The sequence below is a fragment of the Streptosporangium vulgare genome (assembly GCF_042428775.1).
GTDB classification, from domain to species: Bacteria; Actinomycetota; Actinomycetes; order Streptosporangiales; family Streptosporangiaceae; genus Streptosporangium; species Streptosporangium vulgare.
Genome location: NZ_JBHMBS010000011.1, coordinates 221,521 through 245,088, shown reverse-complemented (window position 1 = coordinate 245,088; position 23,568 = coordinate 221,521). Strand labels below are relative to the sequence as shown.

Sequence of the window (23,568 nt, the reverse complement as noted above, 5' to 3'; positions counted from 1 at the left end):
TGGTGTGAATCTCGACGCATTCCGGGAACTGCTGACCCCGCGCGGCCAGGAGGCCCTGGACGCGGCGGCCGGGACCGCCGGCGACGACCCGGTGGCGGCGGTGACCAGGTTGCGGAAGACCTACGACGCGGATCTGACCTCCGCGGCGCTCACGCAGGCCACGCTCAGGCTGCGCGCGCGGGAGAAGTTCGGGGCCGACGCCGATCTCATGTACTTCACCCGGACCGGCCTGGAGCAGGCCACCCGCCGGGAGGTCGCCGACCACCGGGCGCGACGCGTCCCCGCGGGCTCGCGGGTCGCCGACGTCTGCTGCGGCATCGGCGGCGACCTCCTCGCCCTGGCCAGGGCCGGGTGCTCCGTCGAGGCCGTCGACACCGACCCGCTCACCGCGGCGATCGCCCAGGCCAACGCGGACGCGCTGGGCCTCGGCGACCGGGTCTCGGTCCGCGCCGCGGACGCCTCCACCCTGGACCCGGCCGCCTTCGACGTCCTGTTCGCCGACCCCGCGCGCCGGACGGCGCGGGGCAGGACCTTCGACCCGATGGGCTACTCGCCGCCCTGGCCCGCCGTGCTGGAGATGGTGGCCGGGGCCGGGGCCGCCTGCCTGAAGGTCGCCCCCGGGATCCCGTACGAGTTCGTCCCCGAGGGCGCGGAGGCCGAGTGGGTCTCCTACAGGGGCGACGTCAAGGAGGCCGTGATCTGGTGCGGCGCGCTGGCGGGCGAGACGGCGCGCAGGGCCACGATGCTGCCGTCGGGCGCCACGATGACGCCCGACCCCGCCCTCGGCGAGCCCGCCACCGGCCCGGTCGGCCGCTACATCTACGAGCCGGACGGCGCGGCGATCCGCGCCCACCTGGTCGCGGAGATCGCCGCGTCGGTCGGCGGGCGCCTGCTCGACCCGCAGATCGCCTACATCACCGGCGACGCCGCGACACCGACGCCGTGGGCGTCGCGGTACGAGGTCCACGAGACGATGCCGTTCTCGCTCAAGCGGCTGCGCGCGGCGCTCCGCGAGCGCGGCGCGGGCAATGTGACGATCAAGAAGCGCGGCTCCGCGGTGGACGTCGACCGCCTCAGGAAAGACCTCCGGCTTTCCGGTGACGAATCCGCGGTGGTCATTCTCACCCGAATCGGCGACCGGCCGTTCGCCTTCGTGTGCGGCCCCGGCTGACCGGCCGGACCGGTTCCGCCTAACCGGCCGTATCGGCCCTGGTTGACCAGCCAAAATAGTCAATTCTTCCAGCGAACCGGCAATTCCTGTCTTTTATTCTCGCTGCCGGAAAACCTTGATCCAGAGGCTAAGGTTGCCGGGCGGGAGTTCTCTCTCGACTGCGGTTTCATCTCGTTCATCAGCAAATCCCATCAAATCCAACCGCGCGGCTGAGCGTCGGCGAGTGAAGGAGCTCTCGGTGGATCACTCCGACCACACCCTGCTCCAGGCGGGCAGCCAGACCGCGATCTCCGACCGGATGCGCGAGCTCCTCGCCCGCGCGGCGCAGGACCACGTCTACGAGCAGCGGACCCAGGGCGCGGTGCTCGACGAGATCCGGCAGCGCCTGGAGGGCATGGAGTGGCTGCTGCGCGAGGTCAGGGAGCGCGAGATCGGCGGGCTGAACGGCACGCTGGAGTCCGTCCACGGCCGCCTGGACGACATCGCCGCCAAACCGCCCTCCTGGGCCGAGGGCCTGGCCCAGCACGTCGAGGCGGTGCGCGACCACGTCGACGCCGTCGGCGAGCGGGTCGACTCCCTCGGCCGCCGGGTCGAGACCGTCCGCGACCGGGTCACCCCCCTCGGCGAGCTGCCGAGCCTGTGGACCGACCTCGGCACCGTGGGCGAGAGCGTGGAGGAGGCGCTCACCCGCCTGAGGGCGATCTCGGACGGCACCCTCGGCCTCGACGAGCAGGTGCGTCAGCTCGCCGAGCACCTCGGCAGGCTCCAGGCCGACATGGGCATCGCGGCGCACCGGTTCAGCCGCCTGGACAGGGCCCTCGCCGACCTCGCCCAGCGCACCGGGCGCGTCGAGGCGGGGATGCTCGACCTGTCGGCGAGCGTCCAGCAGGCCGTCGGCACCGCCGCCGACCGGATGCTCGCGGCCGTCGAGCAGGTCAACGGCAAGGTGGACCTGGTGAGCGGCAGGGTCGAGCAGGTGGGCGCCAGAGTCGACCTGGTCGTGCCCAGGATCGACGAGCGCACCGCCGCCGTCGAGAACCGCATCGACCACCGCATCGACCGGCTGGACGGCCACCGCATGGCGGCCGGTGGCCGCTTCGACACCCTTGAGGAGCGCCTCGACGACATCGAGGGCCGCCTCACCGGCCGGATGGACGTCATCGACTCCCGGCTGTCCACGCTGGACGGGCACGCGGAGAAGTCCGCCGAGCGCCTGGAGAGCCTGGACGAGCGCCTGGAGGTCCTGCCCGCCGTCCTCGGCGTCGGCGCGCTCATCGGCGTCCAGACCGACGAGCAGCGCGAGCGCTTCGACTCCCTGGACGAGCGTGTCATCCGGGCCGAGGCCGCGCTCGCCCCGCTGGCCGAGACGCTCCGCACCCTGCCCGACCGCGACCAGCTCTCCGAGGCGCTGAGCGAGACCGTGGAGCCCGCGCACACCGACCTCACCCGCCGCCTCGGCGCCCTGGAGGAGACCATGCTCGCCCTGGCCGAGGCGCTGCTCCGCCCCACCAGGGGCGACAAGGACTGACCACCGGGCCCGCCCCAGCCCCCCGCGCCTCCACCGGCCCGCCCGGCCCCGTACGGACGTCGCCGGTCGGCTCGGCGCCCCCTCGTGCTCGCCCGAGCCCCGTACGGGCACCTCCGGCCGACGCGGGCGACACCGACCGGACGGCTCTCGGAAGCCGACTCCCGAGGCTCGCCAGGCCTCCGCACGGACGCCGTCAACCGGCGTGCGCGACACCGATCGGGTGGCTCTCCGTGCCCTCGACGACCCGCATCTCGGGGCACAGGTTGTCCCTGACCACGGACAGCAGGGTCAACAGCTCCTCGGTCTGCTCGGCCGTCAGCCCCTGGGTCATCCGGCGATGCATCTCGGTGAGGACCCGGTCCACCTCGGGGCGCAGCGCGTGCCCCTTGGGCGTGACGTCGACGATGCTGATCCGCCGGTTGGCCATGTCGGGCCTGCGGCTGACGAACCCGCTGCGCTCCAGGCGCTGCAGGGTCTTGGTCATGGTGGACACGTCGATGCCGACGATTTTCGCCAGGGCGTTCTGCGACTGCGGCCCGTTGTCCCACAGGGCGCCCATCACGCGCTCCTGGCCGGGGTAGAGGTCGATCTCCCCGAGAAGGCTGGCGAGCAGTACGCGGTGGCCGCGGGTCGCGTTCGCCATCAGGCAGTTGAGGTCACCGTCGTAGTCACCGCAGGCCGTGGCCACACCGCACGACCCGGCCGTGACCTCGCCGACCTCGCCGCCCCCGGCGCCCCCGGCCGCGGCGCACTCGCCGGTCACGTCGAGCTCTTCGTCGATCAGCGGCTCCGCCATGTTCAGGTCCTTCCGTCACCCCCGAGACTACCGCTTGCATGTTGGCCGACCAAGTTGTAGAACTACTTATTGGCTAGCCAAGTTGGTTAGCCAATAAAGGGAGTCGTCATGCCTTTCACACCGTTCTCGCTCGCCGGTCTCCAGCTGCCCAACCGCCTGGTGATGGCGCCCATGACCCGGTCGCGGTCCTACGTCGACGGGATCCCCTCGTCGCTGACCGCCCTCTACTACGCGCAGCGGGCCTCCGCGGGGTTGATCATCACCGAGGGCGTGCAGCCCAGCCAGGACGGCAAGGGCTACATGAACACCCCCGGACTGCACACCGACGAGCAGGTGGCCGGGTGGCGTGAGGTCACCGACTCCGTCCACGCGGCGGGCGGCAGGATCTTCGCCCAGATCATGCACTCCGGCCGGATCGGCCACCCCGACAACACCGGCGCGCTGCCCATCGGGCCGTCCGCCGTACGACCGGCGGGCCAGATCTTCACACCCTCGGGCCTGCAGGACTACCGGACGCCGCGCGAGCTGACGACCGCCCAGGTGGAGTCGGCCGTCCAGGACTTCGCCGACGCCGCCGAGCGCGCCGTGGACGCGGGCTTCGACGGGATCGAGCTGCACGGCGCCAACGGCTATCTCATCCACCAGTTCCTGTCGCGGAACGCGAACCTGCGCGAGGACCACTTCGGCGGTTCGGTGGAGAACAGGATCCGCTTCGGCGTGGAGACCGCGCGGGCGGTCGCGGACCGGATCGGCGCCTCCAAGGTCGGCATCCGGCTCTCGCCGGGCAACGGCGCGGGAGACCTGGTCGAGGACGACATGCACGAGGTCTACCCGGCGCTGGTCTCCGAGCTCGCCGAGCTCGACCTCGCCTACCTGCACCTGGTGGCCGGCCCCTCCGACGACCTCAACCAGGAGATCCTCAAGTCCTGGCCGAACACCCTGATCGTCAACGACCCCTCGATCGGCGACCCCGCGGCCCGGACCGCGCACTGGCTGGAGCGCGGCGCCCACCTGGTCTCGCTGGGCGCGTCGTTCATGGCCAACCCCGACCTGCCGCTCCGCCTGCGTCTCGGCGCCGAGCTCAACCAGGCGGACTTCAGCTCGGCCTTCGGCGGCGACCACCGCGGCTACACCGACTACCCGGTGCTTGCCCTGCACTCCGCCTAGGACAGCCCGCCCACTCCGGCCCCCGGCCACTCCGGCTCAGGACACCCGGCGGCTCCGCCCGAGGGCACCCAGGACACCCAGCCGCGGAGAGCCCGCACAGCCGCCGCCCGATGGGGGCGCGACGGCCGGCGGGCACCGGCCACCTGTGAACGGAACGCCCCGGCCGGGCGACACCCGCGGACGAGAGCCGGCCCCGTCAGACGGGGGCGGCGGTGCGTACGCGACCGCCCCCGGACCTGGTCGTAAGCCGGTCCCGCCAGACAGGGATGGCGGTACGTGCACGACCGCCCCCGGACCTGGTCGTCGGCCGGACCCGTCAGACGTGGACGGTGGTGATGGGCATCGAGGAGTCGGCGGGGATGTCCAGCCCCGACGGCGTGATGCCGGCCGCCACCAGGTCGGCCCCCAGGGCCGCCACCATGGCGCCGTTGTCCGTGCACAGCCCGGGGCTGGGGACCCGCAACCGGACCCCGGCCGCGTCGCAACGCTCCTGGGCCATCGCCCGCAGCCGGGAGTTGGCCGCCACGCCACCGCCGATCAGCAGGTCCTGGACGTCGTACTTGGCGCACGCGCGCAGCGCCTTGCGGGTCAGCACGTCGACGACGGCCTCCTGGAACGACGCCGCCACGTCGGGCACGTGGATCGACTCGCCCGCCTTCTCCCTGGCCTCCACCCACCGGGCGACGGCCGTCTTCAGGCCGGAGAAGGAGAAGTCGAGCGTCCCGTCGTCGTACTTGCCGCGCGGGAACGCGATGGCCGCGCCGGAGCCCTCACGGGCCGCCCTGTCGATGTGCGGCCCGCCGGGGAACGGCAGGCCGAGCACCCTGGCCACCTTGTCGAACGCCTCGCCCGCGGCGTCGTCCACCGTGGACCCCAGCGAGATGACGTCCCTGGCGACGTCGGGCACCAGCAGCAGGGACGAGTGCCCGCCGGAGACCAGCAGGGCGATGCAGGGCTTGGGCAGGGCCCCGTGCTCCAGCTGGTCCACCGCGACGTGCGCGGCCAGGTGGTTGACGCCGTACAGCGGCACGCCCAGGCCCAGCGAGTACGCCTTGGCGGCGGCGACGCCGACCAGCAGCGCGCCGGACAGGCCCGGCCCGGCGGTGACCGCGATCGCGTCGACGTCGGCGAGGCGCAGCCCCGCCCGGCCCAGTGCCAGCTCGACGGTCGGGGTCATCGCCTCCAGGTGCGCCCGGGAGGCGACCTCGGGCACCACCCCGCCGAAGCGGGCGTGCTGCTCGACGCTGGAGGCGATGGCGTTGGCCAGCATGGTGTGCCCCCTGACGATGCCTATCCCCGTCTCGTCGCAGGAGGTCTCGATGCCCAGGACCACCGGTTCGTCACGCATGGAGATCCTTCCTCATCATGATCGCGTCAGTGCCGTCCTCGTAGTAGCGGCGGCGCAGGCCGATCCGCTCGAACCCGAACCTGTCGTAGACGGCCTGCGCGCCCGGGTTGTCGGCGCGCACCTCCAGGAAGACCGACACCGCGCCCCGGCGGGCGGCCTCGGCCAGCAGCTCGGTCAGCATGGCGCCGCCGACGCCGGCCCGGCGCCACTCGGTCAGGACGGCGATGGTCTGCACGTCGGCCTGGTCCCCCGCCGCCGCGAGGCCCGCGTAGCCGACGATCACGTCGTCGACCAGGGCCACCACGTAGTGTCTCGTCCTCGGCTGGTCGTCGAGCTCGCCGCGGAGCATGCCCTCGCTCCAGGCGTCGGCGGGAAAGGTCTTCCGCTCGACCTCCATCACCGCGGGCAGGTCGTCGGCGGTCATCGGGCGCAGCACCGCCGTCATGCGGAGACCCTCTTGGGCGCCGAGGGCACCTTGGCGTCGGGGCGGCGCAGGTAGATCGGGCGGGGCGGGCCGAGCACGGGGTGGGTGCCGCTCTCCACGGCCTCCAGGACGCCCGGCTCGCCGAGCCGCCCGGCGGCGAGCGCCGCCAGCGCGCCCGCGTGGGGGTACTCGGGGGCGTCCAGGATCCGGGAGGCGCCGACGATCTCGGCGTACATCCGCGCGCCCGCGCCGACCAGGGGGAGCTCCGCGGGCAGGTCCTGGGGCCGGTCCACCGCTGGACCCGACAACCGGGTGCGCGCGTCCCGGTAGTGGCCCCAGAACACCTCCTTGCGCCGGGCGTCGGTGGCCACCAGGAACGGCTCGGTCAGCCCGCTGCCGTACGCGAGCGCGTCGAGGGTGCACACGCCGTACGCCGGGACGCCCATCGTCGTCGCGAGGGCCTGGGCGGTCACCAGGCCGACCCGGAGACCGGTGTAGGGGCCGGGGCCCGAGCCCGCGACGACGGCGGTGACGTCGCCGAGCGAGGCTCCGGCCTCCCGAAGGACCGTCTCGATCGTGGGCACGAGCAACTCGCCGTGGCGGCGCGCGTCGATCGTCGTCGACTCGGCGAGGACCCTCTCACCGTCGTGCAGAGCTGCGGTGACGGCGGGGGTGGCGGTGTCAAAGGCCAGGACCAGCACGAACAGTTAGCCTATCCCGTCCCGCGAGGGCTCAGGGGCACTCCCCCCGACCTGAGCCCCTCCGGCGGGCGGGACTTCAGGTCTTGACCAGGGTGGCGTAGACGATGAGGTTGTCGCGGTACTCGTGGTTGTCCCAGTCGAAGTCCCCGCCGCAGGTGATCAGCCGCAGGCCGTCCTCAAGGTAGACCTTGTCCGCGGGGAACCGGTGCTTGCTGATCTGCTCGATCGTGTCCACGCGGTACTGGGCCACCTTGCCGTCGCTGCGCACGACCTTGATGACCTGCCCCTCCCGCATGTCCTTGAGCTTGTAGAAGACCGCGGGCGCGGTCTTGGTGTCCACGTGCCCGAGGATCACCGCGGACCCCTCGTCTCCGGGGACCGCGCTGTCCTTCACCCATCCCGCGACGTTCGGCTTCTCGTACGGCGGCAGATCGACCCGGCCGTCCGTCACGCCGAGCTTCATCAGGGGCGCCTTGATCCCCAGGGACGGGATGTCGATGCGGCTGGGCACGATCGAGGTGCGGGCGGGCGCCTTCTCCTTCTCCTTGACGTCCCCGCCCCTGTTGCCGAACGCGACCATGACGGCACCGGTGATCACTCCGGCCAGGACGATCCTGGACCAGCGGGTGGAATCGGCCATCGGGGACTACGAGCGGCGGCGACGCACGACCGCGATGCCGATGCCGCCCGCCAGGGCGAGGGCGAGCAGGACACCGGTCGTGCCGATCGGGGCGCCCGACTCGTTGGGGCCTCCGGCCGCGGTGCCGCCGCCGCCCGTACCGGGCGCCTCGGTGCTGATGATCGTCCTGGTCGGCTTGGAGGTGGGCTCCTCGGAGGTGGGGGTCGAGCTCGGCTCGGTGTCGGGCACGATCCTCAGGTTCGCCTTGCCGGTGTCGTTGGTCCCCTCGCACCTGGCGTTGACCTCGTGGACCCCGGCGGCGGCGCCCTCGGCGACGGTGGCCTGGCCGCGGACCCACGGGCGCGGCGTCGGGGTCGCGGTCGAGGCGGGGTCGGGCGTGGGCGTCGCGAGGATCGGGTCGAGGGTCACCGGGGTGCGGAAGATCCGGGAGGACGCGGTGCCGCGATGCTCGGGACCTCCCTGCGGGATCGGGCAGTTGGCCAGGATCCACACCTTCTGCCCGGCTTTGGCGCGGGCCGGCTGGAGCTGGACCTCGATGTCCTGCCGGCTGATGCCGGAATCAGGCGGGGTTGGGGTGGGCGTGCCCGATGGGCTCGCCGATTCGGCGCCCGCCGAGCACCCGACCAGTCCGAAAAGGACGATAGCTCCCAGAACCGCGACACGCTTGACGCTTGGCACCGTCGAACTCCACTTCGCCCTCCGGCCGACGACCCTCGCCCGGCACGATTTCCCACCTGTTCCCCATTAAACATGGGCAAACCCGCCAGAGTCGATCATCACGCCTGACGATCTAGACCAATGGGGCGTAGTGCCAGCGTGCCAGGATTTCTCCTTCTTCGTAGGCACAACAGACGACACCGTTTGGATGACGCCGTACCAACTCCGATGACGCCGCGCCAACGCCCAGGTGACACCGCCGGATGACACCGCCGGACGAGACCGCTAGACGACACCGTGCCAGCGCGGCCCGACGCCCCGGAGGGTCACGGTCCGCTCCTCGCCCGGCTCGCCGGACGCGCCCCTGCCGATGAGGATCTCCAGCCGGTCGTCGGCGAGCCCCTCCACCAGGCCCTCGCCCCACTCCACGACCGTCACCGACTCCTCCAGCGAGGCGTCCAGGTCCAGGTCGTCGACCTCCAGGTCGCCCCCGAGGCGGTAGGCGTCGACGTGGACCAGCGGCGGGCCTCCCGAGAGCGAGGGATGCACCCGGGCGATGACGAAGGTCGGCGAGGTGATCGGGCCGCGCACCTTGAGCCCCTCGGCGATCCCCTGCACCAGGGTCGTCTTGCCCGCGCCGAGCGGGCCCGACAGCACCGCCAGGTCTCCCGGGCGCAACAGCGCCGCCAGCTCCTCGCCCAGCTCCCGCATCTCCTCGGCGGTCGCCACGATTCTCACCGCTTCGTCACTCCTGTCGATGCCTCTCGGTGCCTCACGGCGCCTCCCGGGGTCCGCTGACCACCCCGTGACGCCGCCCGGCACCCTCTCGAACCCCGGTCCGGGTCCCGTCGGACCCCGGGGCTCACCGTACGCCGTGCGCGCCCGTGACGCCGCCCGGCGCCCCCTCGATCCCGGTCCCGTCGGATCTCGGGCTCACCGTACGCCGTGCGCGTGCCCCCGGCTCACCGGTCGGCGTCATCGGCGTCGGCGGCGTCGATCTCACCGGCGTCCACCCGCTTGAGGAGGTCGCGCAGGGCGTCGTTGACCACGGTAGGCCGCTCCAGCTGGACCAGGTGCGAACTTTCCGGAACCTCGGTGAACCTGGCGCTCGGCAGCGCCGCCGCCATCGCCCTGCTGTGCTCGACGGGCGTGAGCCAGTCCTTGTCGCCGACCATGATGGAGGTCGGCACCCCGTCCAGCACACGCAGCGCGCTCAGCTTGTCGTGCGACATCAGCGCCGGGTAGAACTCGGCGATCACCTCGAAAGGGGTGGAGCGGATCATCGACTCGGCGAAGTCGACGACCGTGGGGCTGACGTTCTTGGAGTCGCCGAAACCCAGGTGGCGCAGGGCGAGGAAGGCCACGTCGTTGCCGACCTGGCGGCTCTTGTCGACCAGCGAACCGCCACGGCTCAGGAGCGACACCGTGCCCGGCGTGACCTTGTGCACCGCCTTCGACAGCAGCGCGGGCAGGCCCAGGGAGATCTCGCCGAGCTTGCCGGTGGAGGTGGAGATCAGCGCGACGCCCTTGATCCTGTCGCCGAACAGCCCGGGATGCCGGTCGGCCAGCGCCATGATCGTCATGCCGCCCATGGAGTGGCCGACGAGCACGCACGGGCCGGGCACCAGCGCCTCGATGACCTCGGCCAGGTCGTCGCCGAGCCGGTCGATCGAGCAGTCCTTCATCGGGATGCGCGGCGAGCGGCCGTGGGAGCGCTGGTCCCACAGGACCAGGCGGTGCGTGCCGCCCAGGTCGCGCCGCTGGTAGTGCCAGGAGTCGAGGTTGAGGGTGTAGCCGTGGCAGAACACCACGGTCAGCGGGGCGTCCTCCTCCCCGTCGACCTCGGCGTACAGGGGAACGCCGTCGGAGGTGGTGACCGTGGTGGGGCTGCCGCGCAGCTCTCCGAGCGGCTCGCTCGCCTCCAGGTCGGGGCGGAGCCTGATGCGCCCGATGGCGTACCGCTTGGCGAGGGCCCCGGCGGCCAATCCCGCCGACGCGACACCGACGACCGCGCCCGCGATACCGACCCTGCGCCGTCTGGTACTACTCATGCGACCCCCTGAGCTGCCTTTCATCGGTAAACGCGCGGGACCCGCGAACCGATCCTGGTCACGATCTCATGCGTGATCGTGCCAAGGGAATCCGCCCACTCCTGAGCGGTGGGCTCACCTCGCGAGCCGTCGCCGAACAGGATCACCTCGTCACCCTCCGCCAGCGGGTCGTCCCCTACGTCGATCATGAACTGGTCCATGCAGACCCTGCCCGCGATCCGCCTCCTGCGGCCACCGGCCAGCACCTCCGCCAGGTTGGTGGCGTGCCGTAGGACCCCGTCCGCATACCCGAGCGGGACGAGGCCAAGCGTCGTTTCCCGATCCGTGATGTACAGATGCCCGTAGGACACGCCCGATCCGGCGGGCACCCGCTTGGCCAGCGCGATCCGCGCGGCGAGCGTCATCGCCGGGCGCAGCCCGAAGTCCCCGAGCTGGGGAACCGGGCTCAGCCCGAAGGCCGCGATGCCCGGGCGGACCAGGTCGTAGCGTGCCTGCGGCAGCGTCAGGATGGCCGCCGAGTTGGCGATGTGCCTGACGACGTGGGAGCCCCCCGCGCCGGCCTTCTCCGCGACGAGCAGCGCCTCGTCGAAGGCGGCCAGCTGGGCCGCGACGGACGGGTCTCCCGGGATGTCGGCGCAGGCGAGGTGGGACCAGAGCCCGACGATCTCGATCGTGCCCTCGGCCCGGTGCCGCAGCGCCCGCTCGACCAGGGCGGACCAGTCGGCCGCCGCCGCGCCGCCGCGCGACATGCCGGTGTCGGCCTTCAGGTGCACCCTGGCCGTCTCGCCGGCGTCGGCGGCGGCGTCGGCGATCGCGTCGACCGTCGTGACGGAACCCGCCGACAGCTCGATGTCGTGCCCGACGGCCTGGTCCAGCGGCTCGCCCGGGGGGATGATCCACGCCAGGATCGGCGCGGTGATCCCGGCGGCGCGCAGCTCCAGGGCCTCGCGGACGTAGGCGGTGCCCAGCCGCCCCGCCCCGGCCTCCAGGCAGGCGCGGGCGACGGGGACCAGCCCGTGCCCGTAGGCGTCGGCCTTGACCGCGACCATCATCCCGGCGCCCGGGGCGTGGCTCGCGAGCAGCGCCAGGTTCTCGCGGATCGCCGAGAGATCCACCCGTGCCTCGGCGGGAGTCATCGGGAAACTCATGACCCCAGTTTGGCAGGTGAGCTGTGGTGCCTGGTGCCGTCGGCCGGTCCGTCGAGCAGGGAGCGCACCGCCTCCGGCAGGGCCTCGGCGACGTCCCAGGCGGTGAGAGGGCCCTCCCGCCCGGCGATCCCGTGCAGGTAGGCGGCGCAGGAGGCCGCGTCGTACCCGCTCAGCCCGGCGGCCAGCAGCGCGCCCGCCAGGCCGGCCAGCACGTCGCCGGTGCCGCCGGTCGCGAGCCAGGGGCTGCCGGTGGGGTTGATCCTGACCGGCCGCCCGTCCTCGGCGACCAGCGTGGTCGAGCCCTTGAGCAGCACCGTCACGCCCAGCTCGTCCGCCGCCCGCCGCACGTTCTCCAGGCGCCGCGCCTCGATCCGCTCCCTCGGCACGCCGATCAGGCGGGAGAGCTCGCCCGCGTGCGGGGTGATCAGCACCGGCGCGCCCCGGCGGAGCAGGGACCTGTCCTGGGCCGCCAGGGTCAGCGCGTCGGCGTCGACGAGCACGGGGACCTCGCTCGACAGCACCGAGCGGGCGATGGCGTGCGCCTCGTCGCCGGTGCCGAGGCCGGGGCCGAGCACCCACGCCTGCACGCGGCCCACCTCCTCGACCCCCTCGCCCGGCGCGAGCGTGGTGATCACGGCCTCGGGCCAGCGGGCCCGTACCTGGGCCACCGGCTCCGCGACCCCCGCGTAGCGGACCATGCCCACCCCGGCCCGCAGCGCCCCGCCCACGGCGAGCACCGCGGCTCCGGTGTAGCGCTCGCTCCCGGCCGCGATCCCGATGACACCCCTGCGGTACTTGTCGGACGACGCGCCGGGCCTGGGCAGCAGCCCGGCCACGTCGGGGCCGGTGAGCACGGCCGCGTCGGGGTCGGGCAGGTGGGGGCCGAGTCCGATGTCGACGAGCTCTCTCCGGCCCGCGTGCCCGGAGCCGGGATCGACGAGCAGCCCGACCTTCCACGCCCCGAACGTGACGGTGGCGTCCGCGTGGACCGCCGGACCCTCCACCCGGCCGCTGCTCGCGTCCACCCCGCTCGGCACGTCCACCGCGAGGACCTCGGCCGGCGCGTCGTTCGCGAGCCCGGCGAGGGTCGCGTACGGCTCCCTGAGCGCCCCGGCCCCGCCGATCCCGAGCATCCCGTCCACGATCAGGTCCGCCGCGTCGAGCAGGGCGCGGACGCGCGCTCCCGCCGGGTCCTCCGCGGGGCCGTGAGCCGGATCCTCGGTGGGGCCGTGAGCCGGGTTCTTGGCGGGGCCGTGATCGGAGCGCAGGCCGGTCACCCGGCCGCCCGCGCGGCGCAGGGCCGCCAGGCCCGCCGCGTGGACGCGTGTCCCGGCGAGGAGCGCCTCGACCCTCGCCCCCCTCGCCGCCAGGCGGGCCCCGGCGTACAGGGCGTCGCCGCCGTTGTCGCCGCCGCCGACGAGCAGCACGACGCGGGAGCCGTACACCCCGCCGAGCATCCTGGCGCAGACCACCGCGAGCCCGGTGGCCGCCCGCTCCATCAGGGCGCCCTCGGGCAGCGTCGCCATCAGCGCCGCCTCGGCCGCCCTGATCTGGTCGGATGTGTACGCGGTCAGCATTCCACCGAATCTATCCCTCGGCGATCACATAGGCGATGGCGACGCCCCCGTCATGGGTCAGGGAGACGTGCCACCGGGCCACGCCCAGCGCCCCGGCGACCTCCGCCGCCCGCCCGGTCACCCGCAGCTCGGGCCGCCCGTGCTCCCCGCTGACCACCTCGGCGTCCAGGTGCCGCAGCCCGGGAGGCGCTCCCAGGGCCTTGGCGACGGCCTCCTTCGCCGCGAACCTGGCGGCCAGGGAGGCCGTGCCCAGCGTGCTCTCCCCCTCGGTGAACAGGCGCCCCCGCAGCGCGGGCGTCCGCGCCAGCGTCGCCTCGAACCTGGCCGTGTCCACGACGTCGACGCCGATACCAACGATCACCCTCCCAGGCTAGGGCTCCCGGGCCGGAGGAGGGTGGCCGGTGCCGTGACGCCCCCGATCCCGGCCGCCGGTCCCCGGTTTCACAACTGACCCGCAGGTCACTTCCAAGACGCCCTGCCCAGACTGTGCGACTCCACCTGATCCATCAGATTCACCTGATTCACCTGATTCACCTGATTCACCTGAGAAATCGACAGACAGGAGACAGCCCATGAGGATCGCACTGGTCACCGGAGCCGGGCGGGGCATCGGCCGGGAGATCGCCCGGCAGCTCGCCGGGCGCGGGATGACGGTGTTCGCCGGGGTTCGCGACGAGAGCCACGCTCCCGAGGGCACCCGTCCGCTGCGGCTCGACGTCACCGACGAGGCGGCGGCGCTGAACGCCGCCAAGACCGTCGGCGAGGAGTTCGGCAAGCTCGACGTGCTGGTCAACAACGCCGCGCTCTGCGGCGACTACGGCGTGGCCCCGGCGGACGTGACGGCCGCGCACATGCGGACCACCTACGAGGTCGGCGTGTTCGGGGTCGTCACGGTCACCCACGCGATGATCCCGCTGCTGCGGGCCTCCGGCGAGGCCAGGATCGTCAACATGACGACCCGGCTGGGCTCGCTCGCCCTCACCTCGGCCAGGGACGGCATCAACCCCGACTGGGCGATGCTGGCCTACAACTCCGCCAAGAGCGCGCTCAACGCGATCACGGTGCTCTACGCCAACGAGCTGGAGGGGTCAGGCATCCTGGTCAACGGCGTCGATCCCGGGCACTGCGCCACCGACCTGACCGGCCACACCGGGACCCGCACCGCGGCCCAGGGCGCGGCGGTGGCCGTGCGGATGGCGACCCTCGGCGGCGACGGCCCGACCGGCACGTTCAGCTCGGAGGACGGCCCTCTTCCCTGGTGACCGCCCCTTCCCCTGGTGGCCCGGTTACCTGGCCGGCCGGGCTCCTCGCTCGGCCGGGCCTTCCGGGGCCCGGAGGTCAGAAGCCGCCGCGCTGCCAGGGGCCCCAGATGGCGAAGCTCATCCCCTTGGACGACTGGACGTTGACGTAGAGGGTGTGGCCGCCGGGGCCGAACGTCGATCCGGCGAACTCGGCGCCGGAGTCGCCCTCGACGGGGACGAGCCGGGAGAAGTCGAAGATCTCGCCCCGGCGGGTGAGGCCGCGCAGGTAGTTGTCGCCCGAGCCGTCCTCGCAGAGGACCAGGGTCCCCCGGGGGCTGGCGGTGACGTTGTCGGGCAGGTCGAGGGTGACCGCGCCCGGCGACTCGTAGACGAGCCTGAGCCGCCCGCTCCACGTCTCGTACGCCCACACCTGGCCGCGTCCCTTGCCGAAGCCGCTGGGCGGGGTGTCGCCGTCCGCGGTCGCGCCGCCCTGGGTGGAGACGAAGTAGATCGTGCCGTGGTGGTTGATCGCCCCCTCCAGCCGGGAGAAGAGCGCCGCCCCCTTGGCCCTGCCCTGGTTGCCGACGGCCTGGATGGCGACGTCGTTGGCGGGGGTGCCGATGAACGCGGGATCGGGGTCGTCGATGTCCACCCAGGTGGTCTCGTACGAGGCCCCCTTGGGCTGGCCGAGCGAGAGGTCCTTGCCCGGGGCGCCCCGCACGGCCAGCATCTGGAGCCTGCCGCCGTCGAGGATGCGGCGGGCCGCCAGCGGGTTCTTCGGGGGCAGGTAGCGGTAGAAGCCGGAGGCGAAACCGAAGTTGTCCTCGGTGAGGTAGACCGCGCCGGTGAACCCGTCGAACGCGGCCGACTCGTGGGCGAACCGCCCGGCGCTCCTGATCGGCCCCCCGGCCTTGCCGTCGAGCGGGACCTCGAAGATGTAGCCGTGCTTCTGCGTGAGCTTGCCGTTGTCCTGGCCGGTGAAGTCGTTGCCCACGTCCGGCCCGTTGACGGTCTCCTCGCAGGTCACCCAGGCGCCCCAGGGCATCGGGCCGCCGGAGCAGTTCATCTGGGTGCCGGTCAGGCTGGGGGCGGACTTGAGCACCTTGCCGTAGCGGGTGACCCGCAGGGTCGAGGTGCCGCCGCCCGCCGCCGGGTCGTAGGCCTCGGCCGGGTCGCCGAACGCGCCGACCGGGCCGTTCACCTCGTGGTTGCGGACGAGGATCGCGCTGCCCGCGGGCCCGCGGAACGCGGCCATGCCGTCGTGCCGGGAGGGGACGGTGGATCCGTCGCTGTACTTGTCACCGGCGGCGTTGAAGGACCTGTAGTGGAAGCCGCCGGGCAGATGGAGGCGCACCACGCCGTCCCGCTCGTCCTTGATCGGCTTCAGCGGCCCGTATCCGGCGCCCGGGAGGATCTCCCCGTTCAGTCCCGCCTGTGCGACGCCGGCGAACGGCCCGGCCACCCCCAGGGCGGCCAGCGCACCACCTCGGGCGAGGAAACGACGACGATCCATCTTGCGGCTCCCTTGGGTCCGGTGGATTCACGCCACGTTAATCTGCCTCAGTAAACCGCTATATGGCATATATCGACAATTAATCTGACAAAAAGGCGGGCCGCCCCCATACCCACTTCCGGCCATGAGTAATCCATAGGCTTTATCCACAGGCTGTGGAGAACCTCCGGGCGGGGCTTACTCCACCGTGACCGATTTGGCGAGGTTGCGGGGCTGGTCGACGTCGTGCCCCTTGGCCGTGGCCAGCTCGCAGGCGAAGACCTGGAGCGGCACGGTGGCGACCAGCGGCTGGAGCAGGGTCGGCACGGCCGGGATGTGGATCAGCGTGTCGGCGTACCGCCCGACCGCGTCGTCCCCCTCCTCGGCGATGACGAGGGTCCGCGCGCCCCTGGCCCGGATCTCCTGGATGTTGGACACGATCTTGTCATGGATCACCCGCTGGCCGGACGGCGAGGGGACGACGACGACCACCGGGAGCCCCCTGTCGATCAGCGCGATCGGGCCGTGCTTCAGCTCCCCCGCCGCGAAGCCCTCGGCGTGCATGTACGCCAGCTCCTTGAGTTTCAGCGCCCCTTCGAGCGCGACGGGAAAGCCCACGTGCCGCCCCAGGAAGAGCACGCACCGCTCGTCGGCCAGCGACCTGGCCAGCGCGCGGACCGGTTCGACGGTCGAGAGGACCTCGCTCACCTTGGACGGCGTCTGCGCGAGCCGCTCGACGATCTGGGTGATCTCGTCGCCGAACTTCACCCCCCTGACCTGGGCGAGATAGAGCGCCACCAGGTAGCACGCCACCAACTGGGTGAGGAACGCCTTGGTGGAGGCCACCGCGACCTCGGGGCCCGCGTGCGTGTAGAGGACGGCGTCGGACTCGCGGGAGATCGTGGAACCGTTCACGTTGCAGACCGCCAGCACCCGGGACCGCTGCCCGCGCGCGTGCCGTACCGCCATGAGGGTGTCCATGGTCTCGCCCGACTGGCTGATCACGATCACCAGTGTGTCGCGGGTGAGGATCGGGTCGCGGTAGCGGAACTCGCTCGCCACCTCGACCTCGCAGGGCAGCTGGGCCCAGTGCTCGATGGCGTACTTCGCGATGAGCCCGGCGTGGTACGAGGTCCCGCAGGCGACCAGAATGATCTTGTTGATGTCGCGCAGCTCCTGGTCGGACAGCCTCATCTCGTCCAGCGCCAGCCGCCCGTCCTGGCCGATCCTGCCGAGCAGCGTGTCGGCGACGGCCCGGGGCTGCTCGGCGATCTCCTTGAGCATGAAGTGGTCGTAGCCGTCCTTCTCGGCGGCGGAGGCGTCCCAGCCGACGTGGTAGTCACGTGTCACGGCCGGGAGTCCCTGGAAGTCGACGACCGTGATCTTCGAGGGACGCAGCTCGACCACCTGGTCCTGGCCCAGCTCCACCGCCTCGCGCGTGTACGCGATGAAGGCCGCCACGTCCGAGCCGAGGAAGTTCTCCCCGTCCCCCCTGCCGACCACCAGCGGCGAGTTGCGCCGCGCGCCCACCACCACGTCGGGCTCGTCGGCCGAGACCGCGAGCAGGGTGAACGCCCCCTCCAGCCGCAGGCAGACCCGGCGCATCGCCTCCATGAGACCTCCGGCGGCGAACTCCTCCAGCAGGTGCGCCACCACCTCCGTGTCGGTCTCGGAGACGATCCGGTGCCCCGCGCCCTCCAGCTCGGTCCTGAGCGCGGCGAAGTTCTCGATGATCCCGTTGTGGATGACCGCGATCCGCCCGTCGCAGTCGGTGTGCGGGTGGGCGTTGCGGTCGGTCGGGGCTCCGTGGGTGGCCCACCGGGTGTGCCCGATCCCCGTCGTCGCGCCGACCGGCGGCACGGGCCGCGAGACCAGCGCCGAGCGGAGGTTGGCCAGCTTCCCCGCCCGCTTCTCCACGGCGAGGCCGTCCGCCCCGACCAGGGCGATCCCCGCCGAGTCGTACCCCCGGTACTCCAGCCGGCCCAGCCCCTCGACCACGACCTCGACCGCCGGGCGCTGTCCCGTATATCCCACTATTCCGCACATTGTCATACCCCCTCCCTGAGGGATCGTCCACCGCGTCTATGGCGAACCCCCCGGACAGCCCAAGAATCCCGCCCGGTACGTGGAGGGAGCCGGGGACCCGCTCCCGGCGGACCGGTCCCCGGCGGGAACCCACTCCGGACGGATCGGCACACGGCGGGAACCCGATCCGGGCGGATCGACATCGGGCGGGGAGCCCGTTCCGGGCGGACCAGCACCCGGCAGGAGCCCGCCCCCGGCGGATCAGTAGGCTCTCTGAGCATGGCCAACGGTTTGGACACCGCGACACCGTACGTGCAGCTGAGCCGGGCTCAGTGGAGCGACCTGCGCAAGAACACCCCCCTCACGCTCACCGCGGACGAGCTGGAGGAGCTGCGCGGCGTCGACGACCCGATCGACCTGGCCGAGGTCACCGACATCTACCTGCCGCTCACCCGGCTGCTCAACCTCCACTTCACCGGGGCCAGGCAGCGCAGCGCGGCGCTCAACACCTTCCTCGGCGGCGGCCGGAGGGAGGCCCCGTACGTCCTGGGCATCGCCGGGAGCGTCGCGGTCGGCAAGTCGACCACGGCCAGGCTGCTGCACACCCTGCTGGCCCGCTGGCCCGAGCACCCCCGGGTGGACCTGATCACCACCGACAGCTTCCTGTTCCCGAACGAGACCCTCACGGCCAGGGACATCATGCACAGGAAGGGCTTCCCCGAGAGCTACGACCGGCGGGCCCTGGTCAGGTTCGTCGCCGACGTCAAGGCGGGCCTGCCGGAGGTGACGGCCCCGGTCTACAGCCACCTGGAGTACGACATCGTGCCCGGCGCGACCCAGACCGTACGCCGCCCCGACATCCTCATCGTCGAGGGCCTCAACGTCCTCCAGCCCGCCCCGCCCACCGCTCTCGCGATCAACGACTACTTCGACTTCTCCATCTACGTGGACGCCAAGGTCGAGCACATCCGCGACTGGTACGTGGACCGCTTCCACAAGCTCCGGCGCACGGCCTTCGAGGACCCGAAGTCCTACTTCAGGTATCTCGCCGACCTGTCGGAGGAGGAGGCGACCGACTTCGCCAAGAACGTCTGGCGCGACATCAACGAGCGCAACCTCGTCGAGAACATCGCCCCCACCAGGGGACGGGCCGACCTGGTCCTCCACAAGGGCGCCAACCACTCCATCCAGCGCGTCCGCCTCCGCCGAATCTGACCCTCTCGGCGCTCCGCACCGCGTCCCGTGGGGTCCCGCGTTCCGCGTGTCGCCGGACCCGCGAGGGACTTGAACCCGCCGCGACGGCAGGTCCTAACGTTGCGGACGTGATCGGGAGAGACGACGCCGGGCGTCGGTGGAGCATCGGCGAGGTGGCGCGGACGAGCGGGATGACCGTACGCGCGCTGCGCCACTACGACGCGATCGGCCTGCTGAGCGCGAGCGAACGCACCGCGTCGGGGCACCGCCGCTACACCGGGGACGACGTGCGGCGGCTGTACCGGGTGCGGGCCCTGCGAACGCTCGGGCTGTCCCTGGAGGAGATCGCGGACGTCCTCGCGAACTCCACCGACGACCTGGCGGCGATGCGCGCCCTGCTGAAAGCCCAGCTCCACGAGCTGGAGGCGCACGGCGCGCGGATCCAGCGGCTCACCCACCGGCTGCACGGCCTGCTGGGACAGATCGACAGCGCGTCGATGCCCGATCCGGACCAGTTCATGACGACCCTGGAGATGATCTCTATGTTCGAGAGCTCGTTCACGACGGAGCAGCGGGAGCAACTGGCCCGGCGCAGGGCCGACCTCGGCCCGGAGGCCGTCGAGACGGCCAGGACCGAATGGGCGGGGCTCGTCGAGGAGCTCCTGCGGCACGTGCGGGACCACACCCCCGTGGACGACCCGCGCGTGCGGGCCCTGGTCCACCGCTGGGACGCGCTGGCGAACCGCTTCCACGACGACGGCGACGACGGGGAGGGGACCAAGGCCGCCGCGCGGCGGATGTGGCGGGAGAACAGCGAGGAGATCGGCCGGAGCCTCCCCTGGCCCGCCGGCCACATGCGCGACCTGGTCCTCTATCTGGAGCGCTGCCGCCAGGCCGGTTGACCGCGACCTGGAGCGCTCACGCCGGCCCGGATGACCGCGGCGACCCGATCGCGGCCATCACGGCGGCGGCCGTCGGTTCCGGGTTTTCCGGGCTTCTCGCCCGTTTCGGTCGACCACGACGACGCGATCACGCCAACGGCAGGCGACTTCGGGCTTCCCGGCCGTTTCGGTCGGAGCCGCGTGGATATTTTCGGAGCGGGAGCCGGTGAGGAAGGCGGGTGCCGTGGGCGAGACGGCGAGCGGTCGGGTGATCGTGAAGGTCCTGGGCCCCGAGGAGGCCGGGGCGATCACCGAGGAGGTCGGCACGGCGTACCGGGACTCGTTCGGTGCCCCGCCCAACAGCGAGGGGCCCGCCGAGTTCGAGCACCAGCGTGCCTCCTACGCCGACCTTCTCAAACGGCGGGGGTTCCGGCTCGCGGTCGCCCGGCAGGACGGGCTGCTGGTCGGCTTCGCCTACGGGGCGTTCCTGCGGGAGGGCGGGCGCTGGTGGAACGGCATGCGTGACCCGCTCCCCGCCGGGTTCACCCACGAGTCCGGTTCCCGCACCTGGCACCTGGTGGACCTGGGCGTGCTGCCGGGCCACCGCGGGCGCGGCATCGCCAGGAAGCTGACCGAGGCGGTGCTGGCCGGATGCGGGGCGCGGCGGGCGGTGCTGGCCGTGGAGCCGCGGCTGAAGGGCAACCAGCGGCTCTACCGGTCGTGGGGCTGGCGGCAGGTCGGGAGCGTGGACGCCCCGGCGTCGTCCATCAACGACATCTACGACATCTACCTGCTGGAAGACCTGCCCGCGGGCAGGTCGTAGGAGCGCAGCCGCTCGTCCAGGCGCACCAGGGGGTCGGTGCGGTTCCAGGGCGACAGGGCCTGGCGGGCCTCGGCGGTGGCCGCGACCAGTCGCGGGGACCGGTTGCGGTCGGTGAGCTCGGCGGCCCTGGCCAGTTCCGTACAGGCCTGGCCGATCTCACGTTTCTGGGCGAAGGCACGGCCGAGGTACAGGTGGCCGAACGCCAGGTTGCGGGAGAAGGCCGTCCCGATCGAGGTCATCGCCTCCCGCGCGCAGGAGATCGCACTGTCGGGCTCGCGCATGTCGAGGTGGCACAGGGCGCGCGTCAGCGTGAGCATGGCCGGACCGAAGAAGTACGCCAGGCTCCGGCCGGGGTCGTCCTCCGCGGAGCCCTCCAGCCCCGAGCGGGCGGCCGACAACGCGGTGCGGCACCGCGCGTGGTCCTTGGCCCGGTTCCTGGCGTTCTCGCGACGCAGGACTCCCGCGTAGGCGCGGGCGCCGACGTCGTTGGCGTAGGCGATCAGTATGGGACTGCCGCCTCGCTGCGCCCAGGCGAGCGCCCCGAGAGCGTGCTCGACTCCGAGACGGGGATCACCGGACCAGGTGGCCAGGTGACTCCACTGGGCGAGCACATAGCTGGACATGAGGTCGTCGTCGGCTTCGTGAGCGGCGCGCCTGGCCTGGCCGTAATAGTGCTCGGCTCCGGCGAAGTCACCGGAGTTGAACAACAGCCACCCGATGAAGCGGGATATGTCCGCCAGCAGCGACATCAACCGGTGGCGCAGGTCCTCGTTGGCGACGCCGGTCAGGAGCCGTCGGACCAGCCCGTACTGCGCCAGGGCGGTCTCCAGCACGGCCTGGGGACCCAGGATGTCCTCCTGCCTGATGGCGTGACGAAGGATCGTCTCCACATGCCCGACCGCCTCGCCGTCGACCCGCGAGGGCGTCCGGGAGACCAGGGCCAGACGTTCGAGGGAGTCGCCGTCCAGGTGGGCGAGAAGGGGGGAGGCGTGCGCCGCCGCGGCCGCGGAGGCGATCACGGCGAGTAGGTCGCGGCGTTTCATCCCGTCCGCCCACTGGGTGAGGGCGGCGACCAGATGGCCGAACTCCCGCTCCCGCAGATCCGCGACCGCGAGAATCCGATCGGTCCCGTTGCCGGGCGGCCGTGCCGGTAACCCGCCCAGGAACGAGGAGATATCGGTGACCGTGAGTGCGGACCGGGGAACGGGGCCGTCCGTGGTCGCCGGACGCCCGCCGGCGTGGTCGTCGTCACGGCCGTGGTCCTCTCCGTGGACCAGATCCCCGGCCCGGCACTGGTAGATGCGGGCCAGGCGTTCCAGACCGGAGAGGGGCGGCTCGTTTCCGGTCGCCGAGGGCCAGGCCTCCCACGCCCCGAGCCGGCGTTCGCTGAGCGCGTCGTCGGGCCAGCGCAGATTCCATAGTTGGACCACCTTGGACTGCGTGTATCGGTGTGCCTCGCGGTAGCCGCGCAACGGATTGAACGTGAATCGGAGTTGATAATCCGCGGCGATCTGACTCCACGTCGCCCCGTGCTCACGCATCTGGGCCGTGAGGGCGTCCATCTGCTGCTTGAGGCTGCGGGGTCTGGGTGGCATCGCTCACCCCTCCCGGGCGTCACTCCCCCGAGGCGGTTGTTGTCATCCAAACGCTACGGCATGATTACGCCAAGTGACGGTCCATTCGAAAACCGAGGCCCGGACCGCCGGTTTTCAGATGGACCACCTCGGTGGCCGGTGATCGCCGCCCGCCGGTCCGCGCCCATCAAGGTGTCCGGCACCTCCGGGAGTGTTCCGTTCCCCGCCCGGGGTCCCGCGGACGACGTCGCGGCCCGCGGGTCATCCGAAGACGCCGACGTTGCGCCGCGCCCATTCGGCGAAGGTCCGGGGAGCACGGCCGAGGATCCTCTCCACGTCGGGGCTCACCCGCCGTTCGGCGTCCGACGGCTCGCCCAGGATGGCGAGGGTGCCGTCCGCCACCGGCTCGGGCATGAACCGCAGCATCTGCTCCCTGGCCTCCTCGCGGCTCTGCTCGACGAACCGCACCGGTGTGCCCAGCGCGTCCCCGATCGCCCGGGCCCGCTGACGCGGGGTGATCGGCGCCGGGCCGGTGAGCTCGTACGTGTGACCGGCGTGCTTCCCCTCGCGCAGGACCACGGCCGCGACCTCGGCGATGTCGGCCGGGTCGACGATCGGCAGCCCGACGTCGCCGAACGGCGCGGCGGCCGTCCGCCGCGAGCGGATCGTCTCCGCCCACGCGAACGCGTTGGAGGCGAAGCCTCCCGGCCGCAGGACGGTCCACTCCAGGCCCGACCGCCGCACGGTGTCCTCCAGCACCCGGAGGGGGGAATGGGAGCCGGACTCCGGTCGCGTCCCGGCGGCCTGGGAGGACTGCAGGACGACCCTCCCGACCCCGGCCGCCTTCGCGGCGCCGAGGATGCCTCGCGGGTCCAGGTGCTCGCCGGCACCGGCGACGAGGAGGAACAGCGCGTCGGCTCCGTCGAGCGCCGGCCGGAGGCTCTCCGGGACGGCCAGGTCGGCCTGATGGTGCGTCACGCCTTCCGGCATGTCGGAAGGCCGCCGTGAGACCGCCACCACCCGCTCTCCGGCCTCGGCGAGCGCCCGTACCAGCACTCGTCCGACGTTCCCGGTCGCTCCGGTAACCACGATCATGAGAAGTCCCGTCCGTCGCGGGGCGGCTCGCCCCT

At 72.3% G+C, this 23,568-nt stretch carries 22 protein-coding genes; 7 read left to right on the top strand and 15 right to left on the bottom strand.

Going from position 1 to position 23,568, the window contains the following annotated elements; genetic code table 11:
- Nucleotides 1-4: 4 nt before the first annotated feature.
- Together ACFFRH_RS24045 and ACFFRH_RS24040 are read left to right on the top strand one after the other, a co-directional pair.
- Nucleotides 5-1,171 (top strand): class I SAM-dependent methyltransferase, encoded by a 1,167-nt coding sequence (locus tag ACFFRH_RS24045; protein WP_344742956.1) that lies wholly within the window; start codon nt 5-7, stop codon nt 1,169-1,171.
- A 238-nt stretch (nt 1,172-1,409) separates the two neighbouring features.
- Entirely contained in the window at nt 1,410-2,699 is a 1,290-nt protein-coding gene (locus ACFFRH_RS24040; RefSeq protein WP_344742957.1) for a hypothetical protein, read from the top strand.
- Nucleotides 2,700-2,892: 193 nt separating this feature from the next.
- Here ACFFRH_RS24040 and ACFFRH_RS24035 read toward each other — a convergent pair whose 3' ends face one another.
- Nucleotides 2,893-3,495 carry a MarR family winged helix-turn-helix transcriptional regulator gene (locus ACFFRH_RS24035; RefSeq protein WP_344742959.1) on the bottom strand — a complete coding sequence of 201 codons (603 nt, stop codon included), beginning with the start codon at nt 3,493-3,495 and terminating at the stop codon, nt 2,893-2,895.
- Nucleotides 3,496-3,603: 108 nt separating this feature from the next.
- Here ACFFRH_RS24035 and ACFFRH_RS24030 point away from each other — a divergent pair, with 108 nt between their 5' ends.
- Nucleotides 3,604-4,662, top strand: a complete 1,059-nt coding sequence (locus ACFFRH_RS24030) for an alkene reductase (protein WP_344742960.1) — start codon at nt 3,604-3,606, stop codon at nt 4,660-4,662.
- Nucleotides 4,663-4,978: 316 nt separating this feature from the next.
- Here ACFFRH_RS24030 and tsaD read toward each other — a convergent pair whose 3' ends face one another.
- The 10 genes from tsaD to ACFFRH_RS23980 form a co-directional block, all read right to left on the bottom strand.
- Nucleotides 4,979-6,010, bottom strand: coding sequence for a tRNA (adenosine(37)-N6)-threonylcarbamoyltransferase complex transferase subunit TsaD (tsaD, locus tag ACFFRH_RS24025; protein WP_344742961.1), 1,032 nt, complete (start codon nt 6,008-6,010; stop codon nt 4,979-4,981).
- Nucleotides 6,003-6,455: a ribosomal protein S18-alanine N-acetyltransferase gene (gene rimI / locus ACFFRH_RS24020; protein WP_344742962.1), complete on the bottom strand. Its 453-nt coding sequence runs from the start codon at nt 6,453-6,455 to the stop codon at nt 6,003-6,005. Before rimI ends, tsaD begins: the two co-directional genes overlap by 8 nt.
- Nucleotides 6,452-7,135 carry a tRNA (adenosine(37)-N6)-threonylcarbamoyltransferase complex dimerization subunit type 1 TsaB gene (gene tsaB / locus ACFFRH_RS24015; protein WP_344742964.1) on the bottom strand — a complete coding sequence of 228 codons (684 nt, stop codon included), beginning with the start codon at nt 7,133-7,135 and terminating at the stop codon, nt 6,452-6,454. The genes rimI and tsaB overlap by 4 nt, the downstream gene beginning before the upstream one ends.
- Before the next feature lie 76 nt (nt 7,136-7,211).
- Nucleotides 7,212-7,775, bottom strand: coding sequence for a class F sortase (locus ACFFRH_RS24010; protein WP_344742965.1), 564 nt, complete (start codon nt 7,773-7,775; stop codon nt 7,212-7,214).
- 6 nt (nt 7,776-7,781) lie between these two features.
- Nucleotides 7,782-8,453 carry a hypothetical protein gene (locus tag ACFFRH_RS24005; protein WP_386159631.1) on the bottom strand — a complete coding sequence of 224 codons (672 nt, stop codon included), beginning with the start codon at nt 8,451-8,453 and terminating at the stop codon, nt 7,782-7,784.
- Nucleotides 8,454-8,717: 264 nt separating this feature from the next.
- Nucleotides 8,718-9,170, bottom strand: coding sequence for a tRNA (adenosine(37)-N6)-threonylcarbamoyltransferase complex ATPase subunit type 1 TsaE (tsaE, locus tag ACFFRH_RS24000; RefSeq protein WP_344742967.1), 453 nt, complete (start codon nt 9,168-9,170; stop codon nt 8,718-8,720).
- 224 nt (nt 9,171-9,394) lie between these two features.
- Nucleotides 9,395-10,483 (bottom strand): alpha/beta fold hydrolase, encoded by a 1,089-nt coding sequence (locus ACFFRH_RS23995; RefSeq protein WP_344742968.1) that lies wholly within the window; start codon nt 10,481-10,483, stop codon nt 9,395-9,397.
- 20 nt (nt 10,484-10,503) lie between these two features.
- Complete coding sequence (gene alr / locus ACFFRH_RS23990) at nt 10,504-11,631, bottom strand: alanine racemase (RefSeq protein ID WP_386159628.1); 1,128 nt, start codon at nt 11,629-11,631, stop codon at nt 10,504-10,506.
- Nucleotides 11,628-13,208, bottom strand: coding sequence for an NAD(P)H-hydrate dehydratase (locus ACFFRH_RS23985; RefSeq protein WP_386159626.1), 1,581 nt, complete (start codon nt 13,206-13,208; stop codon nt 11,628-11,630). Before ACFFRH_RS23985 ends, alr begins: the two co-directional genes overlap by 4 nt.
- Before the next feature lie 10 nt (nt 13,209-13,218).
- Nucleotides 13,219-13,569: a holo-ACP synthase gene (locus ACFFRH_RS23980; protein WP_386159623.1), complete on the bottom strand. Its 351-nt coding sequence runs from the start codon at nt 13,567-13,569 to the stop codon at nt 13,219-13,221.
- Nucleotides 13,570-13,780: 211 nt separating this feature from the next.
- On the opposite strand from ACFFRH_RS23980, the gene ACFFRH_RS23975 reads away from it, so the two are divergent.
- Nucleotides 13,781-14,470: an SDR family NAD(P)-dependent oxidoreductase gene (locus ACFFRH_RS23975; RefSeq protein WP_386159621.1), complete on the top strand. Its 690-nt coding sequence runs from the start codon at nt 13,781-13,783 to the stop codon at nt 14,468-14,470.
- Between the two features lie 76 nt (nt 14,471-14,546).
- Here the strand turns inward: ACFFRH_RS23975 and ACFFRH_RS23970 are convergent, their stop codons facing one another.
- Together ACFFRH_RS23970 and glmS are read right to left on the bottom strand one after the other, a co-directional pair.
- Nucleotides 14,547-15,962 (bottom strand): PhoX family protein, encoded by a 1,416-nt coding sequence (locus tag ACFFRH_RS23970; RefSeq protein WP_386159619.1) that lies wholly within the window; start codon nt 15,960-15,962, stop codon nt 14,547-14,549.
- Between the two features lie 177 nt (nt 15,963-16,139).
- Nucleotides 16,140-17,993, bottom strand: coding sequence for a glutamine--fructose-6-phosphate transaminase (isomerizing) (glmS, locus tag ACFFRH_RS23965; protein ID WP_446697424.1), 1,854 nt, complete (start codon nt 17,991-17,993; stop codon nt 16,140-16,142).
- Between the two features lie 252 nt (nt 17,994-18,245).
- On the opposite strand from glmS, the gene coaA reads away from it, so the two are divergent.
- The 3 genes from coaA to ACFFRH_RS23950 all read left to right on the top strand — a co-directional run bounded on the left by coaA (nt 18,246) and on the right by ACFFRH_RS23950 (nt 20,864).
- Nucleotides 18,246-19,181: a type I pantothenate kinase gene (gene coaA / locus ACFFRH_RS23960; RefSeq protein WP_344746732.1), complete on the top strand. Its 936-nt coding sequence runs from the start codon at nt 18,246-18,248 to the stop codon at nt 19,179-19,181.
- Between the two features lie 107 nt (nt 19,182-19,288).
- Entirely contained in the window at nt 19,289-20,062 is a 774-nt protein-coding gene (locus ACFFRH_RS23955; protein WP_344746731.1) for a MerR family transcriptional regulator, read from the top strand.
- Nucleotides 20,063-20,285: 223 nt separating this feature from the next.
- Nucleotides 20,286-20,864, top strand: a complete 579-nt coding sequence (locus tag ACFFRH_RS23950) for a GNAT family N-acetyltransferase (protein WP_344746730.1) — start codon at nt 20,286-20,288, stop codon at nt 20,862-20,864.
- Here ACFFRH_RS23950 and ACFFRH_RS23945 read toward each other — a convergent pair.
- Entirely contained in the window at nt 20,828-22,459 is a 1,632-nt protein-coding gene (locus ACFFRH_RS23945) for an NsdA family TPR-like regulatory protein (RefSeq protein ID WP_344746729.1), read from the bottom strand. The two genes, ACFFRH_RS23950 and ACFFRH_RS23945, sit on opposite strands and share 37 nt — an antisense overlap.
- A gap of 240 nt (nt 22,460-22,699) precedes the next feature.
- On the bottom strand, nt 22,700-23,533 hold the full coding sequence (locus ACFFRH_RS23940) for an NAD(P)H-binding protein (protein WP_344746728.1): 834 nt from the start codon (nt 23,531-23,533) through the stop codon (nt 22,700-22,702).
- Nucleotides 23,534-23,568: the final 35 nt, after the last annotated feature.

Bases quoted from the DNA above. Each gene is read 5' to 3' on its own strand.
- ACFFRH_RS24035 (WP_344742959.1), bottom strand. From the start codon at position 3,495: ATGGCGGAGCCGCTGATCGACGAAGAGCTCGACGTGACCGGCGAGTGC.
- ACFFRH_RS24030 (WP_344742960.1), top strand. From the start codon at position 3,604: ATGCCTTTCACACCGTTCTCGCTCGCCGGTCTCCAGCTGCCCAACCGC.
- tsaD (WP_344742961.1), bottom strand. From the start codon at position 6,010: ATGCGTGACGAACCGGTGGTCCTGGGCATCGAGACCTCCTGCGACGAG.
- rimI (WP_344742962.1), bottom strand. From the start codon at position 6,455: ATGACGGCGGTGCTGCGCCCGATGACCGCCGACGACCTGCCCGCGGTG.
- ACFFRH_RS24010 (WP_344742965.1), bottom strand. From the start codon at position 7,775: ATGGCCGATTCCACCCGCTGGTCCAGGATCGTCCTGGCCGGAGTGATC.
- ACFFRH_RS23995 (WP_344742968.1), bottom strand. From the start codon at position 10,483: ATGAGTAGTACCAGACGGCGCAGGGTCGGTATCGCGGGCGCGGTCGTC.
- alr (WP_386159628.1), bottom strand. From the start codon at position 11,631: ATGAGTTTCCCGATGACTCCCGCCGAGGCACGGGTGGATCTCTCGGCG.
- ACFFRH_RS23985 (WP_386159626.1), bottom strand. From the start codon at position 13,208: ATGCTGACCGCGTACACATCCGACCAGATCAGGGCGGCCGAGGCGGCG.
- ACFFRH_RS23975 (WP_386159621.1), top strand. From the start codon at position 13,781: ATGAGGATCGCACTGGTCACCGGAGCCGGGCGGGGCATCGGCCGGGAG.
- ACFFRH_RS23970 (WP_386159619.1), bottom strand. From the start codon at position 15,962: ATGGATCGTCGTCGTTTCCTCGCCCGAGGTGGTGCGCTGGCCGCCCTG.
- glmS (WP_446697424.1), bottom strand. From the start codon at position 17,993: ATGACAATGTGCGGAATAGTGGGATATACGGGACAGCGCCCGGCGGTC.
- coaA (WP_344746732.1), top strand. From the start codon at position 18,246: ATGGCCAACGGTTTGGACACCGCGACACCGTACGTGCAGCTGAGCCGG.
- ACFFRH_RS23945 (WP_344746729.1), bottom strand. From the start codon at position 22,459: ATGCCACCCAGACCCCGCAGCCTCAAGCAGCAGATGGACGCCCTCACG.
- ACFFRH_RS23940 (WP_344746728.1), bottom strand. From the start codon at position 23,533: ATGATCGTGGTTACCGGAGCGACCGGGAACGTCGGACGAGTGCTGGTA.